The organism is Microbacterium sp. JZ70 (assembly GCF_053903225.1).
In genome coordinates, this window is sequence record NZ_CP096405.1 from 195,086 (window position 1) to 211,842 (window position 16,757).

Here is a 16,757-nt window from a genome sequence, read left to right on the forward strand (position 1 = left end):
TACCTAAGTCAAGGCCTGGTGGGGCCCGGAGCCCCTCACGGCGGTCTCAGCCTGCGGTCACGGCTCCCGAGACCTGCTCGGATGCCGTCTGGGGGCTGAGCCTCTCCGCGATGCGGCGCGCGCCGCGCACCGCGAGCGCCACCGCGGTCAGCGTCGGATTGCACGCCGTGGCCGTCGGGATGACGCCGTTGCCGGCGACGAAGAGCCCCGGCACGCCCCAGACCTCGCTGTGCGGGTCGCACACGGAGGCGCCGTCGTCCGCCGCGCCCATCCGCACCGTGCCCTGGTAGTGCAGAGACGACCCGAGCGGCATGACGAAGGGGCGGTCGTCGAGCGGCTCCCCGACGGCCTTCCCGAGTCGGACGATCTCGCGCTTCGCGCGCTCGATGACCGCGCGGTCGCGATCGGTGAGGGTGTAGTGGATGCGCATGGCCGGCATCCCGTACGCGTCGGCCCGGGAGTCGTCGAACGCGACCCGGTCGGAGGCCTGCAGGTCCTTCGCGCAGAAGAGCCCGAGCCCGACGATCGAGCCCGGCACCACAGGGTCGTCATCGGCGAGCGGGATGGGCGACGCGTCGAGCTGCATGATCTGACCGTGGAAGGGCAGGTCGTCGGTGAACGGCACCCAGCTCACGCCGCTCGTCTCGCTGAGAGCGCCGTCGCCGCCCTCCCGGGTCGCGGGCGCCTCGACGTCGCGCAGACGCGACGCGAAGACGATCTGCGCCTGGTCGTTGAGGTAGCGGCCGAGGGCCTCGGGGCGGATGCCGGACGCCCAGAGCACCTGGGGCGTCCGCAGCGCGTCGGCCGCGACGACGACGAACCGGGCGGCGATCCGATGCGTCTGCCCGTCGCGGAGGTCGCGGACCTCGACACCCGACGCGCGGCCGTCGGCGACGAGCACGCGCGTGACGAGCGACTCGTCGTGGAGCGAGAACCCGCGGTTCGCGCGCGTGACGTCGCCGAAGACGACGTCGGAACCCGACCACACGAGGCGCCCGTCGTCGCGACGGTGCACGGCCAGCGGCATCCGCTGCACGCGGCGGTCCGCTGGCCGCTCGGCGTCGACCTCAGCGGCCAGGCGCTCGCGGACGAGCCCGGAGAACGGCGCGGCGTCGAAGGCGTCGGAGGTGACGCCCAGGAGGCGCTCGCCCTCCGACAGCAGCTCGTCGAGGGCGCCGTCCTCGTCCAGGAAGCCGATGCGCTCGCTGTCGCCGGGGCGCGGGCACGCGGCGGTCCAGTGGGCCCCCATGCCCCCGACGTTGCTCGAGAACGCGGCCACCGGGAGGCCGTCCTCGCCGTCCTGGGCGTAGCCGTCATCGAGCAGGTAGGTGCCGGCGCGGGCGCGCCGCTGCCCCGCCTTGACCGCGCCCGGGTTCGTGACGGTGGCGGTCTCCGCCGCGGGGCCCTGCGAGCGCACCTGCGCGCGGGCGCGCTCGGCGTCGTCGACGATGTTCTTGACGTGCGCGCCGGGCGGGTCCGACACGGTCGGCCCCACCTCGAGCATGGCGATCCGCGCCCCCGGCGCGCGCTCGGAGAGGATCCGCGCGTAGGCGGCGCCCGTGGGCCCCGAGCCGACGATGACGACGTCGACCTCGTTCGGGTAGCGGCTCATGCGCGGGCCGCCGCTTCGACGATGCGCCGCACCGATGCGGACGACTCGACCGTCGGGTAGTACTCGAGTCCGATCGGGCCGTCGTACCCCGACGTGCGCAGGATGCCGAGGCGCTCCTCCCAGTCGAGCTCGCCCGTTCCCGGCTCGCCGCGTCCGGGGGCGTCGGCGAGCTGGACGTACTTCACGAGGTCGCCCGCACCCGCGAGCTCCGCCGCCATGTCCTCGCCCTCGACGGCCGAGTGGTAGATGTCGTAGAGGACGCCGAACGCGGGCGAGTCGACGCCGCGCGCGACGTAGGCGGCCTCGGAGGTGCGGTCGAGCAGCGAGCCGGGGTGGTCGACGCGCACGTTCACCGGCTCGAGCACGAGCGTGACGCCCGACCCGTCGATCTGCGCGATCGCCGTCCGGTAGATCTCGATGAGCTTGTCGAGCTGGACCTGCCGCTTCCAGCCGCCGAAGCCCGTCCCGCTGCCCACGACGATGCGCGGGCATCCGAGCGCACGCGCGATCTCGACGCCCTCGTCGAGCTTGCGGAAGAACTCCGAGTGGTCCCACGGCGGGATCATGAACTGCGTGCGCGGCTCGGCGAGCTGCGCGGTCAGCTGCGTCCCCGTCTCCTCGAGCGCGGCGCGGAGAGCCGGGATGTCCTTGGGCTTCGCAGGCGCGTCGACCCCGGTCGGGCCCCACATCTCGACGGCGTCGAACCCGGCCGCCGCCGCCGCGCGCACGCGCTCCGGGTAGTCGCCGGCCTCGGTGAAGAGCAGTTCGATATTCGGTGCGAGCTGGTACATCGGTCCTCCTGGATCAGAACATCGGGTGGTCGTGGACGGCATGCACGGAGGCGCCGCCCCCGCGCTCGACGATCCGGCCGTCCTCGAATCGGCGGGTGCTCATCGGGCCCCCTCGATCACGACGGGTCCGAGCAGGCCGGTCGGCTCCTGCGCGGCCCATGCCGAGAAGAAGTCGGGCTGCTCCTTCGCGAGTGTGTTCACGACCTCGACGACGAGCTCGTCGTCGCCCGTGAGGACGCCCGCCGGCACGTCGTAGCGGTAGGGCGGCGCGACCCGCACGCCGAGATCGGCCCCGTTCACGAACACCTGCGCGACCTCGTGGACTTCGCCGAGGTCGATCACGGCGGGCGCGGATGGCGCGTGCCCGAGGACGCGGGTCGTGTAGCGGATGGTCCCGCTGAAGCGGGGCAGGAGCCCCGGCCGGTCGAGCGGGACGAGGTCGTCGATGCTCCGCCACGCCTCGAAGGCGGGGTAGGCGAGAGCCGAGGCCGTCTCGATGCGCCAGGGCCCCGGGACGGGCGATGGCGTGGCGCGCTCGCGCAGCGGCGCGACGGGCATCCCGGCCCACGCGGCGGGATCGCCCACGATGAGGAGCGCCGTCTCCCCCGGGGCGAGCGTCACGTCGATCGCGACCTCGTCCGCTCCGCCCTCGTGCGCGACCGCGCGGAGCGCCCCCGTCCACGGGTCGACGGAGACCGCCTCGCCGCCGCGCGGAACCGCGACGCGCACCGGGAGCGCGGCGCGGACGCCCTCGTTCATGAGCATGACGACATCGGCGGCGCCCTGGTCGACACGGTGCACGCGGAGCTCGGGGGCAGGCGCGGAGGCGCGCACGGCGCGCGCGGTGCGCTCGGCGACGGCGGCCGCGAGCCCCGCCTGCGCGACGGGCGCGAAGGCGCTCTGCAGAAGGCGCGTGTCGCCGTCCGCGACCGCCGGCACCTCGTCGACGAAGAGCACAGGGAGGCCGTCCTGTGCGAGCCGCTGCAGTGTCCGCGCCGTCGAATCGGGCAGCAGCGCGCTGCCCGGGACGACGAGCACGTCGTAGGCCTCCTCGTGGACCCGCAGCGCGCCATCCGCGACGACCGCATCGTGGAGCGCGTCGGCGGGCACGATGTCGGCGTCGATCTGCGCCTCCGCGAGCAGGCGGACGGGGCGCTCCGCCGGCATCGCCCGCCCGAGCCAGTCGGCCTCGGCGGGGTACAGCACCGCGGCGGGCGCGATGTGCCGCCCGCCCGAGAGAAGGTGGCTCACCCGGTTCGTGTACGCGCTCAGCACCGCCTGGTGGCGGTACTGGGGATTCCGTCCACGCGCGAAGAAGTGCGGCGGGCAGTCGAGGTCGGGGTACTCGGCCGGCGAGTACGCGTGCGGCACGATGTGCGTCACGCCGCGGACGAGGAGGTGGGATGTCACCCACGCCTGATGCCGCAGGCCGAACGACCAGCCGTACGCGCCGAATGCCTCGCACATCGAGCGACCGCGCTTGAGCGGGTCGATGTGCGCGGCCGACGACGCGAGCTTCGCGAGACCGAACTGGAAGAACTCGCCGTCGCCCGCGCCGGCCATGTTCGCAAGCGGCCCTCGGCCGAACCCCGGCACGACCTGCGCGCCGATGACGTCCACGCCCGCCATGTCCTGCCCGGCCATCGCGCGGAAGTAGTGGCCGGCGCCGGGGCCGAGTCGCATGTGCGCGCCGTTGTCCTCGACGACGTGGCCGATGTGCTCGACGCCGTGCGCACGGCACCACTCCCCGACGGGCCGCGCGAAGCTGCGCTCGTAGAGGCGCGTGAGGGCGTCCATGTACGCCAGGCGCGTCCGCGTCGCCCCATCGCCGTCCCACCACAGCAGGGGCGCGGCGAGCGGATCGAGGCCCAGGTCGGGGTGCCACGGCAGGACGACGCCCGGCTTGCCGACCGTCGAGGTGAAGTCGAACGTCTCGCGGTCGTTGTAGAACCCGGGCTCGTCGGTGAAGAAGCCCGCGATGACGCCCCCGAAGTCGTCGGCGTATCGCGCGTGGATGGCCTCGTGCACGGTGTCGAGGAGCAGGCGCGTCGCATCGGCGTCGAGGTAGGAGAGGTGGTCGCGATGCCGCTCGCTCGCCCCGTCGGACACGACCGACACGAAGAACACCCGCCAGTGCCCTTCCGGCACGTCCCAGAAGACGCGGCCGTCGGCGATGCGCTCGGTGAGGTCGATCGGCTCTCCGATGAGCGCCTCGCCGCCCTCCTCGCGCCGGTAGGCGACCACGCGGACGAGCTGGCCTGGATCCCACCCCGCCTCGGGGCCGAAGAACTTCCGCCGGTCGACGATGAATGACGCTCCGCGGGCGGGCCCGACCGCGTCGGTGTGCCGCTCGGTGAGGAACCGGCGGCGCCGCTCGGCGGGTGCGCCTTCGAGGGCGCCCGCCGCATGGCCGGTCGGGAACGTGTCGTCGTCGAAGAACCAGACCCTGAGCCCCCGCTCGCGCGCCACCTCGAGCACGGCGTCGACGTCGCGCCACCATCCGTCGCCCAGGAACTCCGGGTGCGGCCGCGCCTCGAGGATGACCGCGCCGATCCCCGCGTCGGCGATGCGGTGCGCCTCCTCGACGATCGTCTCGACCGGGCCGCCCTTCTGCCAGAACAGCGGCATGATCGCGTTCGGGACGACGCCGTCGACGACGTCGCGGAGCTGCGGGAGCGTCATGAGGCCTCCTCGAGCACGATCCGCGTCCGCACGGCGGACATGCCGTCCTCCACGGCGAGCTCGAAGCCCCCTGGCTCGATGACGAACCGCTCGTCGTCGGTCCAGAAGCCCAGGTCGGACGCCTCGAGCCGGAAGGCGACGCGCGCCGCGCCTCCGGAGGGGACGGCGACGCGCTCGAAGCCGCGCAGACGGCGGACCGGCTGAGCGACGCTCGCGCACTCGTCGCTCGCGAAGAGCAGGACGACGTCATCGCCGTCGTGCACGCCGGTGTTCCGGACGCGCACCGACACGAGCCATCCGCCGTCGTCGCGGACGGCCTCCAGATCGTCGAGGGCGAAGGTCGTGTAGGACAGCCCGTGGCCGAACGCGAACCGCGGGCCGAGCGGCAGATCGAGGAACTTCGACGTGTAGTGGTCGTCGGTGTTGTTGGGGCCGAGGATGGTCTCGTCATCGACCGCCGCGGGGTCGAGGAGTTCGCCCCCGGTCCGCGCGGATCGTCCCGTGCGCTCGTGGTCGTGATGGATCGGGATCTGCCCGACGGCCCGCGGGAACGTCATCGGCAGCCGGCCGCCCGGGTTCACGCGTCCGGAGAGGGCGCCCGCGATGGCTGGTGCCGCCTGCGTGCCGAGGTGCCAGGTGCACAGCACCGCGTCGACGCGCTCGATCCAGTCCTCGACGACCAGGGGCCGCCCCGTGTGCAGCGCCACGACGACACGGGCACCGGCGTCGGCGAGGGCGTGGATGAGCCGCGTCTGCGCGGCCGGGAGCGCGATGTCCGCCCGCGACGCGGCTTCGCCCGAGAGCCGGCTCGGCTCACCCGCCGCCACGATGACGAGGTCGGCATCGGCTGCGCGCGAGACCGCCTCGGCGATGTCCTCGTCGGAGCCGGAGAGGAAGCCAGAGCCGGCCGCCTCGACCCAGTCGACCTCCGGGAGCTCCGCGGCGAGCGCGTCCGCGAGGGTCGATGTCGCCGGCGCGGCGAAGTGCTGCACCCATGCGCCCAGGTGATCGAGGCTCCGGGCGTACGGCCCCGTGACGAGGACGCGTCCCCGCGGCGCGAGGGGCAGTGCGCCCTCGTTCCGCAGGAGCACGATGCAGCGCTCGGCGGCCGACCGCGCGGCGGCGAGCGACTCCTCGGTCGGCGCGAGGATCTCCGCCTCCTCTCGGACGAACGGATCGTCGAGGAGCCCGAGCCGCTCCTTGAGCGACAGGATGCGGCGCACGGCGTCGTCGACGCGGTCCGCGTCGACCTCGCCGGGCGCGAGCAGGGCGGCGCCCCTCGCGTCGACGAGCTCCGCTCCCCCCATGACGATGTCGACGCCCGCCTCGATCGCCTGGCGGATCGCGTCCTTCTCGGTCTCGGCGACGCCGTGGGCGACGAGCTGGGCGACCCCCTCGGCGTCGCCCACGACGAGGCCCTCGAACCCCCACTCGCCCTTGAGCACCCCGGTGAGCAGCGGCGCATTGGCGTGCATCGGGCGCCCGTTGAGGGAGGTGAACGCCGCCATGACCGTATCCGCGCCGGCGTGCGCTCCCGCGCGGAAGGGCTCGAGGTACACGTCGCGCAGGCGTCGCCGGGAGACGTCGGCGGTGTTGTAGTCGCGTCCGGCCTCCGCGGCCCCGTAGGCCGCGAAGTGCTTGAGGCAGGCCGCGACACCCTCCGCGCGGTAGGCGCGCGCCTTGACGGCGCCGAGCGTCGAGGTGAGGAGCGCGTCCTCGCCGAAGCCCTCGACCACGCGGCCCCACCGGGGGTCTCGGGTCACATCGACCATCGGGGAGTAGGTCCAGTTCACGCCGCCCGAGCGCGCCTCGCGGGCCGAGACGCGGGCGTCCGCGGCGGCGACGGCGCGGTCGAACGACGCGGCCTGCGCGAGCGGAGTGGGGAAGATCGTGCGCTGACCGTGCACGACGTCGAGCGCGATGAGCAGCGGGACGCCGCCGGACTCGACGGCCGCGCGCTGAAGCTGATTGGTCTCGCGTGCCGATGCGGGCCAGAAGAGCGCGCCGATGCCGCGCCGTGCGAGCGCGGTCGCCTCGCCGAGATCCCGACGCCACACGATCTGCATCTGGGCGAGCTTCTGCTCCCAGCTGAGGCGAGCGAGCAGTGCCTCGACGCGGGCGCTCATCCCTTGAGACCGCCCGCGAAGCCCTGGATGAACTTCTTCTGCGCGACGAGGTAGAACGCGAGGATCGGGATCATCGAGACGAGCACGATCGCGAAGATCTTGTTCCACTGCGACACGAGCGATCCGATGAAGTAGTACATCGCGACCGGCAGGGTCTGCGCGTCGGATCCGCCGAGGAAGATGAGCGCGGTCATGAAGTCGTTCCACACGATGAGACCCGTGAGGATGGCGACCGTGCCGGTCGCGGGGGCCATGAGCGGGAGCACGATCCGGAAGAAGATCTGCGTCCGGGTGGCGCCGTCGATCGCGGCGGCCTCCTCGTACTCCGTGCCGAGGCCGCGGAAGAATCCCGCGTAGAGGAAGATCGCGAGCGGCAGCATCATCCCCGTGTAGAGGATGATCATCCCCCACAGCGAGCCGGTGAGCCCGATCGCGCGCGCCCCGATGTACAGGGGCACGGTGCCGAGCTGCGCGGGCAGGATGATCGCGATGAGGAAGAGGTAGTAGGCGCCCTTCGTCCACCGCTGCGTCGAGCGCATGATGACGTACCCGGTCAGCGAGCCGAGCAGCACGAGGCCGAGAATCGCCCCGAGGGTGAGGACGACCGAGTTCACGAGCCCGGCGAGGATGTTGCCCTGCCCCTGCGCAGCGAACAGGTCGACGAAGTTGGCGAGCTGCGGCGCCTCGGGGAGCGCGAGCGGCGAGGAGCGGAAGACCTCCTCGTCGGTCTTCAGCGCGGTGGAGACGAGGAAGAAGAACGGCAGCAGGAACACGAGCGCGAGCACCCAGATGAGCACCTCGCGGACCGCGGTGAGCTTCGTGTAGCGGAACATGTCAGTCCTCCTTCTCCTGCGTCACGCGCTGCTGGATGATCGCGAAGACGAGGATGATCGCGGTGAGCACGAGGGCGAGCGCGGCGCCGTACCCGAACTGGCCGAGCGAGAACGCCTGCTTGTAGACCTCGGTCGCGAGGGTCTCGGTGGCGCCGGCGGGGCCTCCGCCGGTGAGCGCCATGATCTGGTCGAAGATGCGGAGGCCGTTCACGAGGCCGAGCGTGGTCGCGATCGCGACGGCGGGGCGGATGGCCGGGAGCGTCACGTGCCAGAACCGCTGCCACAGCGTGGTTCCGTCGATCGTCGCGGCCTCCTCGATCTCGACCGGGACCCCCGCGAGGCCCGCGGCGTAGATGACCATCGAGAACCCGGTCTGCTGCCAGACGATCACGATGAGGATCGTCCAGATCGCGAACGTCGGGTCGCCGAGCCACGCGCGCGCGAGGTCGCCCATCCCGATCGCCGTGAGGAACGCGTTGAGCGGTCCGTTGAAGTCGAAGATGAACTTCCAGATGTAGGCGACGGCGAGCGGGCTCAGCACCACGGGCATGAAGAAGAGCGTGCGGAGGATGTACCGCGTCTTGAGCAGCCGGTTGAGGGCGACGGCGAGCGCCAGGCCCAGGACGTTGGTGAGGATCACCGAGCCGAACGCCAGGAAGAGGGTGTTCCCCAGCGCGAGCATCTTCGAGGGGTCGCCGAAGATGCGCTCGAAGTTCGCGAAGCCGACGAACTCGAACGAGCCGAGGCCGGTCCAGTCCGTGAAGGCGAAGAAGCCGCCCGCGATCGTCGCGGCGTAGTGGATGCCGAGCACCATGAGGATGCCCGGAAGGGCCCACCACCAGTGCCCGAACGTCAGCAGGCCGGGGCGGCGGGGCCGCGCCTTCGGGCGCAGCCCCCGCCGCTTGCCGCTTCGGGGGACGACGACGGCCTCCGTCGCCGATTCGTCGGCTGTGTCGTGCTGCAGCATCGCGGTCATCGTCCTGTCCCTCGCGTCCGGCCGGGTCACTCGCCCCAGGCCGTGTCCATCTCGGTGAGCACCTGCTCGACCGTCTTCTGACCGGTGAGGAGACCCTGCACGCCGGCGCCGAGGGCGTCGTACACGGCGGGGTTCGACCAGTCGGAGTTCGGCAGCGGCACGAAGTCGCCCGCGGCGAGCATGTCGGCCAGCGGCTCGAACGCCGTGCCGGTGAAGTCCATCTCCGCGTAGCCCGTGATCGGGAGCGTGCCCGACTCCTCGGCGACCGTCTCCGCCTGCGCGGGCTCGGCCATCCACTCGAGGAACGCCTTCGCCGCGTCCTTGTTCTTCGACGACGCCGGGATCGAGTACGAGTAGGTCGAGCTGGCGTAGCCGAACGCGCCGTCGGCCGCGTCGGCGGGCGGGAACGTCTGCGCGACGAAGGTCGCCTCGCCGCCCGCGGCCTCGCCGAGGTCGCGCGCGACGCCGCTCGGGCCGAACATCGCGCTCGACGTGCCCTGGACGAGCCCGTTCGTGATGGCGTCGAAGCCCGCGCCCTCGACACCGGGCTGGAAGCACCCCGCGTCGTTCATGTCGACGATCGCCTGGAGCGTCTGCTGCCATCCCTCGCTGTCGGCGAAGGTGACCTCGCCCTCGGCGCGCTGCGTGTTCCAGTCGGGGTCCTCGGCGTACACGCGCGTCGCGGCGATCGCCTGCGCCATCATGCCCGCGTTCGGCGGGATCGAGCCGGCCACGACGAAGTACGAGCCGCCCGCCTGGGCCGCGGTCTCGCACGCGTCGAGCACGCCCTGCCAGTCGGCCGGGTACTCCGTGATGCCGGCGGCCTCGGCGGCCGTCTGGTTCACGACGACGCCCGCGGGCGCGATGTTCAGCGGCTGCCCGTACACGGCGCCGTCGACGACGAACTGGTGCTCCGAGCCGTCGGGGATGAGGCTCGTCGCCGTCTCGCCGAGCGGCTCGAGGAGCCCGGCCTCAGCGAGCGGGACGATGCTGAAGGACTGGCCGTTGCCGGGAGCGGAGAGGAAGATGTCGGAGGCGTTGCCGCCCTGCAGCTGGGTCCGGATCGTCGTGTTGTAGCTCTCGCCGGGCAGCTTGTCGATCGTGATCTCGACGTCGGGGTTCTCCTCCATGTACTGCTCAGCGAGGATCTCGTACGGGGTCTTCGCCTCGTTCGAGACGGGGAACGCGAGCGAGAAGCTCTGGCCGTCTCCCGCGCCGCCGCCGGCGGAAGTCGAGCAGCTCGCGAGCACAAGCGCTCCGATCGCCGCGGTTCCTGCGAGGGCGCCTGCCCGGATGATGCGACGCTGCTGTGTCATGTCGTTGCCCTTCTGACGTCGTCGTCGAGTGCTGCGGCTCCCGCCCAGGTGCGGGGCCCCCTTCAGTATCGACCACCTAGGTCGAAAACACACATAACTAATTTCGATATCCGACATAAGCCGGTGCCGACAGGGGGATCGGCGGGCGCTTCCGCCCGCCGATCCCCCTGTCGCAGGTCAGTCGCCCCAGGCCGCGTCCATGTCGGCGAGGACGGCGTCGACCGTCTTCTGGCCCGTGAGCAGGCCCTGCACGCCGCTCGAGAGCTTCTCGTAGACCTCGCCCTTCCAGAACGCGTTCGGGAGCCCCGCGTAGTGGCCGGACTGCAGGAGATCCGCCACGGGCTCGTAGATCGTGTCCGTGAGGTCGAGGCCCTCGATGCCGGAGACGGGGAGCTCGCCGGAGAGCTCGGAGAAGCGCTCCGCCTGCTCGGGCTGCGCGAGCCACTCGAGGAACTCGGCGGCCGCCTCCTTGTTCTCCGACGCCGCGTTGATCGAGATCGTGTAGTTCGAGCTCGCGATGAGGTACGGGTCGCCGCCGTCAGCGGGCGGGAAGGGCTGGATGGACCACTCCACGTCGGGCGCGGCACGGCCGATCTCGACGGCCGACCCCGACGGGATGAAGCTCCCGAGCGAGGTGCCCTGCGCGAGGCCGTTCGTGATGGCGTCGAAGCCGGCGCCCTCGGCGCCGGGCTGGAAGCACCCGGCGTCCTTCATGTCGAGGATCGTCTGCAGCACGTCGTGCCATCCGTCGCTCTCGGCGAAGGTCACCTCGCCTGCGGCGCGCTGGTCGTTCCAGTCGGGCGTCTCGGCGTACACGCGCGTCGCAGCGATCGCCTGGGCCGTGAGGCCCGCGTTGGGCGCGGCGGCGCCCGCGAGCACGACGAGCGACGCGCCGTTCTCGGCGACCTCGCCGCAGGAGGCGAGCAGCTCGTCCGTCGTCGCGGGGAAGTCGTCGAGCCCCGCCTCCGCGGCGGCGGTCATGTTCACGACGAGCGTCGAGAGGGTGAAGTCCATGGGCTGCCCGTAGACCTCCCCGTCGACCGTGAAGAGCGCATCGGCGCCCTCGGGCACGAGACCGGCCGCGGTGTCGCCGAGCGGCTCGAGGAAACCGGCCTCGGCGAGCGGGACGACGCTGCGGGGGTCGCCCGATCCGGGGGTGGTCTGGATGACGTCGGGGGCGTTGCCGGCCTGCAGCTGCGTGCGGAGCGTCTCGCCGTAGCTGTCGTTCGGGAGCGGGTTCGTCGTGATGGTGACGCCGTCGTGCGCCTCCATGTACTCGTTCGCGAGGGTCTCGTAGGGGCTCTCGAGGTTGTTCGAGGTGGCGTACATGAAGCTGAACTCGACGGACTCTCCCCCGTCGTCGCCTCCGTCGCCCGAGCCATCCGAGCCGCCCGCGCATCCTGCGAGAAGGATGAGGCCCGCGGCGGGGATGGCGATCGCGGCGAGCCGCCGCGTGGTGCGCTGTGTCATGATCTGGCCTTTCTGACATCGTCGTCGGAAGTGCAGGGAAGGAGCTCGGGTGCTCCTGTCCACAGCATGACCGCGTTACGTCAGAAAGTCACATAAGTGTTTCCGATGCGGGTTATCACCCGCGTGGAAGCCGCCCGTGCTCAGGCGGGCTGCCCGTGCTCAGGCGGGCTGCGCGGCGCGCATGCTCGCGCGGATGAGGTCGTGCTGGCGCCGCACGAGGGCGAGCGGGTCGACCTCGCCGAGCTCGGCGAACGCGTGGCCCTCCCACTCGCTCGACCAGAAGCCGCGATAGCCGCCCTCCACGAACACGCGCACGAGCTCGGGGTAGTCGATCGCGGGCTCCTGGCCGGCTTCGTCGATGTCGTAGAACTTGGCGTGCACATGCAGGATCTGCGGCATGATGTCGGCCCACTCCCGCGGGTCGACGTGGCCGTGCATGTTGAAGGCCAGGTGGGCGAACGAGCCGAGCCGGCCCGGGTCGAAGTCGCGACCGCGCAGGTACGCGATGAACTCCTCCTGCCGTGCGCGCATGGGCTCATCCGTCGCCCAGATCTCCTGCAGCCGCGTGACGGCCTCGTCGTCGAGGCCCGCGCGCCGCACGGCGCGCAGCAGCGTCGGCGACATCGCCCGCATCGTCGCCGAGAAGTCGGCGACGAAGCCCAGCAGGGGCGAGTCGAGCTCGGCGTAGAGGTCGCGGATGCGCAGCACCTCGGGGGCGTTCGGCCCGGAGGGCGCGTGGATCTCGTACGCGAGACGGAGGTCGAGCTCCTCGGCGACGGGCAGCAGCCGACGCAGCAGGTCGGGCTTGGCCGACTGGATGCGCACGAGCGGGAAGCCGAGGCGCTTCGCGCCGCGGAAGAGCAGCTCGGTGACCTCGAACTCCTCATCGGGCGTCATGTCGCGGTCGCGTCGACGCCCCATGTCGAGGTTCGCGCCGAACGAGCTCGCCTCGAAGCCGTGCCGGTCGAACGCCGCGCGCCACGCGCGCTCGAACTCCTCCGACACCCGCGGGTAGGTCGGCACCATCTGCGATGCGACGATCTCGATGCCCGGCCCGATGCCGAGCTCGGCGACGCGATCGAGCAGGCCGTCGAAGTCGTACCAGCCGGCCCGGAACTCCGCGCTCGCGGAGTACAGCGTCAGGCCGAGACGGAAAGGGTCGTCATCGGATCGCTCGGGCGCCGGCGGCACCTCGAGCTCGAGGCCGACGGGCGCGGCGTCGCGGTCGGTGGCCGTGAGCGTCAGCTCATGGTGCACGACGTTCGGCACGTACAGCCCGGGGCCGCCGTCCTGCCCCGGCGCGATCTGCATGTAGGGCAGGCGCAGCTCGCCGTGCAGCACGATCTCGTGCGTCTCGCCGAGAGCGATCGGCGCCCCGCGTCGGATGATGAGAAGCGGATGGTCCTGCAGATACCAGAGGACGTCGCTCTGCTGCGGGAGGTCGGCGATCGCGTAGCGCGTGCCGTTCAGCTCGAAGGCGAGATCGCTCTCGGGAACCTGCTCGCCGTCGACCGTGAGGGCGAGGCTCGTGACGGAGGACAGCCAGAGGCTCCGGTACCACGGGATGGTGAGCTGGAGCGCCGCTCCGTCGGGGTGGACGCGGAGGCTCGCGGCATCGAGCAGACCGTTGGGCATGGCGACTCCTTCGTCGGCGGATTCGTATACGCCGAGAGTAGACCTACTTTCGCCGCTTTTCAACATAAGCCCGCCGGAGCACACGACGGCGCCGCCCCGGAACCCCGGAGCGGCGCCGTGCCGGATGCGTCTACTGGTTGCTGAACGCGGCGTCGAACGACGCCTCGGGGAGCTTCCACAGCAGCGAGCGGATGTAGCCGACCGCCTCGGCTGCCCCGTGCAGCCGGTCCATCCCGGCGTCCTCCCACTCGATCGAGATCGGGCCGTCGTAGCCGATCGCGGCGAGCGCGCGGAACGCGTCCTCCCACGGGATGTCGCCGTGCCCGGTCGAGACGAAATCCCACCCCCGCCGCGGGTCGCCCCAGGCGAGGTGCGACCCGAGGATGCCCTGCCGACCGGATGCCCGGCGGATCCGCGTGTCCTTGCAGTCGACGTGGTAGATCCGGTCGGCGAAGTCCGTGATGAAGGCGACCGTGTCGACGCCCTGCCACGCCATGTGCGACGGGTCCCAGTTGAACCCGAAGGCCTCGCGCCGGTCGATGGCCTCGAGGGTCCGGACGCTCGTCCAGTAGTCGTAGGCGATCTCGGAGGGGTGCACCTCGTGCGCGAACCGCACGCCCTCGGCGTCGAACACGTCGAGGATCGGGTTCCACCGGTTCGCGAAGTCCTCGTAGCCCGCGTCGATGACGTCGGCGGGAACGGGCGGGAACATCGCGACGTAGGGCCAGATCTTCGATCCCGTGAAGCCGACGACCGTGTCGACGCCGAGCTTGCGCGCGACGCGGGCGGCACGCTTCATGTCCTCGGCCGCGCGCCGGCGCACGCCCTCGCCATCGCCATCCCCCCACACGTAGTCGCGCAGGATCGCCTGATGGCGGAAGTCGATCGGGTCGTCGCACACGGCCTGCCCGGCGAGGTGGTTCGAGATCGCCCACACCTTGAGCCCGTAGCGGTCCAGGATGTCGAGACGCGACTGCACGTACGCGTCGTCCTCGTCGGCCCGCTGCAGATCGAGGTGGTCGCCCGACGCGGCGATCTCGAGCCCGTCGTAGCCCCACTCGGCCGCGCGGCGCGCGAGCTCCTCGAACGGCATGTCGGCCCACTGGCCGGTGAACAGCGTGACGGGATGGCGCGCCTCGGCCATGGATCCTCCTCCGGTCGTCATGCGTCGACCGGCGTCTCGACCCACGCGCCCGTGCGCGCGGACTCGACGACGGCCTCGGTCAGCTGCGCGGCGCGCAGGCCGTCGCGGAACGACGGCAGCCCCTCGGGCTCCGCCCCCGCGGTCGCGGCGTATGCGTCCGACACGAAGGCGTTGAACGCGTCCTGATACCCCATCGGGTGACCCGAGGGGACGCGGCACAGGCGCGCGGCGTCGGGGGCGAGCAGGCCCTCCTCGCGCGGGAGCAGGAGCGAGCCGTCGCGCCGGCCGATCCACAGGTCCTCGGGGCGCTCCTGCTCGAAGCGGTAGGCCGCATCGCCCGTGTGCACCTCGAGCACGAGACCGTTCTTGCGACCGGCCGCCATCTGGCTGACGAGCGCCGTGCCGGGTGCCCCTCCCGAGAGCTGGAACAGGACGGCGGCGATGTCCTCGTTCGCGACCGGATGCCCGGCGCGCTCCTCGAAGACGGTGCGGGTGAGCGCGCTGAGCTTCACGACCCGCTCGCCCGTCACGAACTCGAGGAGGTCGAACAGGTGCGAGCCGATGTCGGCGAACGCGCGGGATGCGCCGCCCTCCGCGCCGGCTCGCCAGTTGCCGTCCTCGGCGCCCAGCAGCCAGTCCTGGAGGTACGCCGCGTCGATCGAGAGCACGGCCTCGCCGCTCTCGGCGATGCGGGCGCGCGCCTCGCGGACCATCGGGTGGTAGCGGTAGACGAACGGGACGGCGCCGACGAGACCCGAGCCGGCCTGCGCCTCCACGAGGCGGCGCGCGTCGGCCGAGGTGGTGGCGATCGGCTTCTCGCACACGACGTGCTTGCCTGCCGCGAGCGCCGCGAGCGTCTGCTCGGCGTGCTGCGCGTTCGGCGTGCACACGTGCACGACGTCGACGTCGTGGTCGTCGAGGAGCGCGTCGTAGCCCGAGAAGGCGTTCTCGATGTCGAGGTCGGCCGCGGCAGAGGAGGCCCGCTCGGCCGACGACGAGCTGATGCCGCGCAGCCGGGCGCCGGCAGCCCGCGCGGCCCGGCTGTGCACGCGGGCCATGAACCCGCCGCCGACGAAGCCGGCTCCGATCTCAGAGCTCATAGGGCGTCCAGTCCGCGGGGATCGGCGCGGGGCGCTCGATCCGGCTCTCGACCGCGACCGTCTCGCCGGTCTCGATGGACCGCTCGATCGCGATCATCGTCTCGAGCACGTGCAGGCCGATCTCGCCCGACGCGCGGTGCGGGCGGTCCTCCCGGATGGCGCGCACCATGTCGATCACGCCCAGACCGCGGCCGCCCACGACGCCGTCGCTCTCGAGCTCCTCCCACTGCTGCTCGCGCGGGTCGCCGCCCGCGCGGATGATCCGCAGCGGCCCCTCGAACATGTTCGGGTCCGGGATCGAGAGGGTGCCCTCGGTGCCGGTGATCTCGACCACGCCCATGCGCATGAGGGGCGACTCCCAGCTGAAGATGCTCGAGCTCGTTCCGCCGCCTTCGAACTCGAGGTTCGCGTTGACGTGCGTCGGAACGAGCACGGGGAACTCCGCCCCCGCGCGGTCGCCCGCGACGACCGTGCGGGTGGGCGTGCTCGTGAGACCGAAGGCCGAGGCCTTCGCGACCGAGCCGAACACGTTGACGAGCGTCGTCAGGTAGTACGGGCCCATGTCGAAGACCGGTCCGGCGCCGGGCAGGAAGAAGAAGTCGGGGTTCGGGTGCCACTTGTCGGGGCCGAGGCTCATCATCGCCGTCGACGCGCCGATCGGCTGGCCGATCTCGCCGCGCGCGATCGCCCGCAGCGCGCTCTGCACGCCGCGGCCGAGCACCGTGTCGGGGGCGATGCCCACGCGCAGGCCCTTCTCGGCGGCGCGCTTCACGAGGCCCTGACCCGAGGCGAAGTCGACCGCGATCGGCTTCTCGCTCCACACGTGCTTGCCGGCGTCGATCGCCGCGAGCGACACCTCGGCGTGCACCGCCGGGATCGTCAGGTTGACGACGAGCTCGACATCGGGGTGCGCGAGGATCTCGTCGGGCGAGCCCGACACCGGCACGCCGTGCTTCTCGGCCTGCGCCTTCGCGCGCACCGTGTCGATGTCGCCGACCGCGACGACCTCGACGTCGGGGAACTGGGCGAGGTGCTCGAGGTAGGTGTCGCTGATCATCCCCGCGCCGATGAA

Annotated in this window: 12 protein-coding genes; all 12 read right to left on the reverse strand. The window is 71.9% G+C overall.

Annotated features, from left to right (window positions below):
- Positions 1-46 precede the first annotated feature (46 nt).
- Entirely contained in the window at positions 47-1,612 is a 1,566-nt protein-coding gene (locus tag M1D46_RS00855; protein WP_456286288.1) for a GMC oxidoreductase, read from the reverse strand.
- Entirely contained in the window at positions 1,609-2,403 is a 795-nt protein-coding gene (locus tag M1D46_RS00860; RefSeq protein WP_456286289.1) for a TIM barrel protein, read from the reverse strand. The genes M1D46_RS00855 and M1D46_RS00860 overlap by 4 nt, the downstream gene beginning before the upstream one ends.
- A gap of 99 nt (positions 2,404-2,502) precedes the next feature.
- Positions 2,503-5,085, reverse strand: coding sequence for a hypothetical protein (locus M1D46_RS00865; protein ID WP_456286290.1), 2,583 nt, complete (start codon positions 5,083-5,085; stop codon positions 2,503-2,505).
- A complete protein-coding gene (locus M1D46_RS00870; RefSeq protein ID WP_456286291.1) occupies positions 5,082-7,211 on the reverse strand; it encodes a glycoside hydrolase family 3 N-terminal domain-containing protein in 2,130 nt (709 codons plus the stop codon). Before M1D46_RS00870 ends, M1D46_RS00865 begins: the two co-directional genes overlap by 4 nt.
- Entirely contained in the window at positions 7,208-8,044 is an 837-nt protein-coding gene (locus M1D46_RS00875) for a carbohydrate ABC transporter permease (protein WP_271173004.1), read from the reverse strand. Before M1D46_RS00875 ends, M1D46_RS00870 begins: the two co-directional genes overlap by 4 nt.
- Before the next feature lies 1 nt (position 8,045).
- On the reverse strand, positions 8,046-9,020 hold the full coding sequence (locus M1D46_RS00880) for a carbohydrate ABC transporter permease (protein WP_271173005.1): 975 nt from the start codon (positions 9,018-9,020) through the stop codon (positions 8,046-8,048).
- A gap of 26 nt (positions 9,021-9,046) precedes the next feature.
- Positions 9,047-10,336: an ABC transporter substrate-binding protein gene (locus tag M1D46_RS00885; RefSeq protein WP_271173006.1), complete on the reverse strand. Its 1,290-nt coding sequence runs from the start codon at positions 10,334-10,336 to the stop codon at positions 9,047-9,049.
- A 177-nt stretch (positions 10,337-10,513) separates the two neighbouring features.
- Positions 10,514-11,806, reverse strand: a complete 1,293-nt coding sequence (locus M1D46_RS00890; RefSeq protein ID WP_456286292.1) for an ABC transporter substrate-binding protein — start codon at positions 11,804-11,806, stop codon at positions 10,514-10,516.
- A 159-nt stretch (positions 11,807-11,965) separates the two neighbouring features.
- Positions 11,966-13,441 (reverse strand): C-glycoside deglycosidase beta subunit domain-containing protein, encoded by a 1,476-nt coding sequence (locus M1D46_RS00895; RefSeq protein WP_456286293.1) that lies wholly within the window; start codon positions 13,439-13,441, stop codon positions 11,966-11,968.
- 130 nt (positions 13,442-13,571) lie between these two features.
- Complete coding sequence (locus M1D46_RS00900; protein ID WP_282978854.1) at positions 13,572-14,585, reverse strand: sugar phosphate isomerase/epimerase family protein; 1,014 nt, start codon at positions 14,583-14,585, stop codon at positions 13,572-13,574.
- 17 nt (positions 14,586-14,602) lie between these two features.
- Entirely contained in the window at positions 14,603-15,685 is a 1,083-nt protein-coding gene (locus M1D46_RS00905) for a Gfo/Idh/MocA family protein (RefSeq protein ID WP_324013656.1), read from the reverse strand.
- The gene (locus tag M1D46_RS00910) at positions 15,675-16,742 is read right to left on the reverse strand and encodes a Gfo/Idh/MocA family protein (protein WP_456287140.1); all 1,068 of its coding nucleotides are present in this window, start codon (positions 16,740-16,742) and stop codon (positions 15,675-15,677) included. Before M1D46_RS00910 ends, M1D46_RS00905 begins: the two co-directional genes overlap by 11 nt.
- Positions 16,743-16,757: the final 15 nt, after the last annotated feature.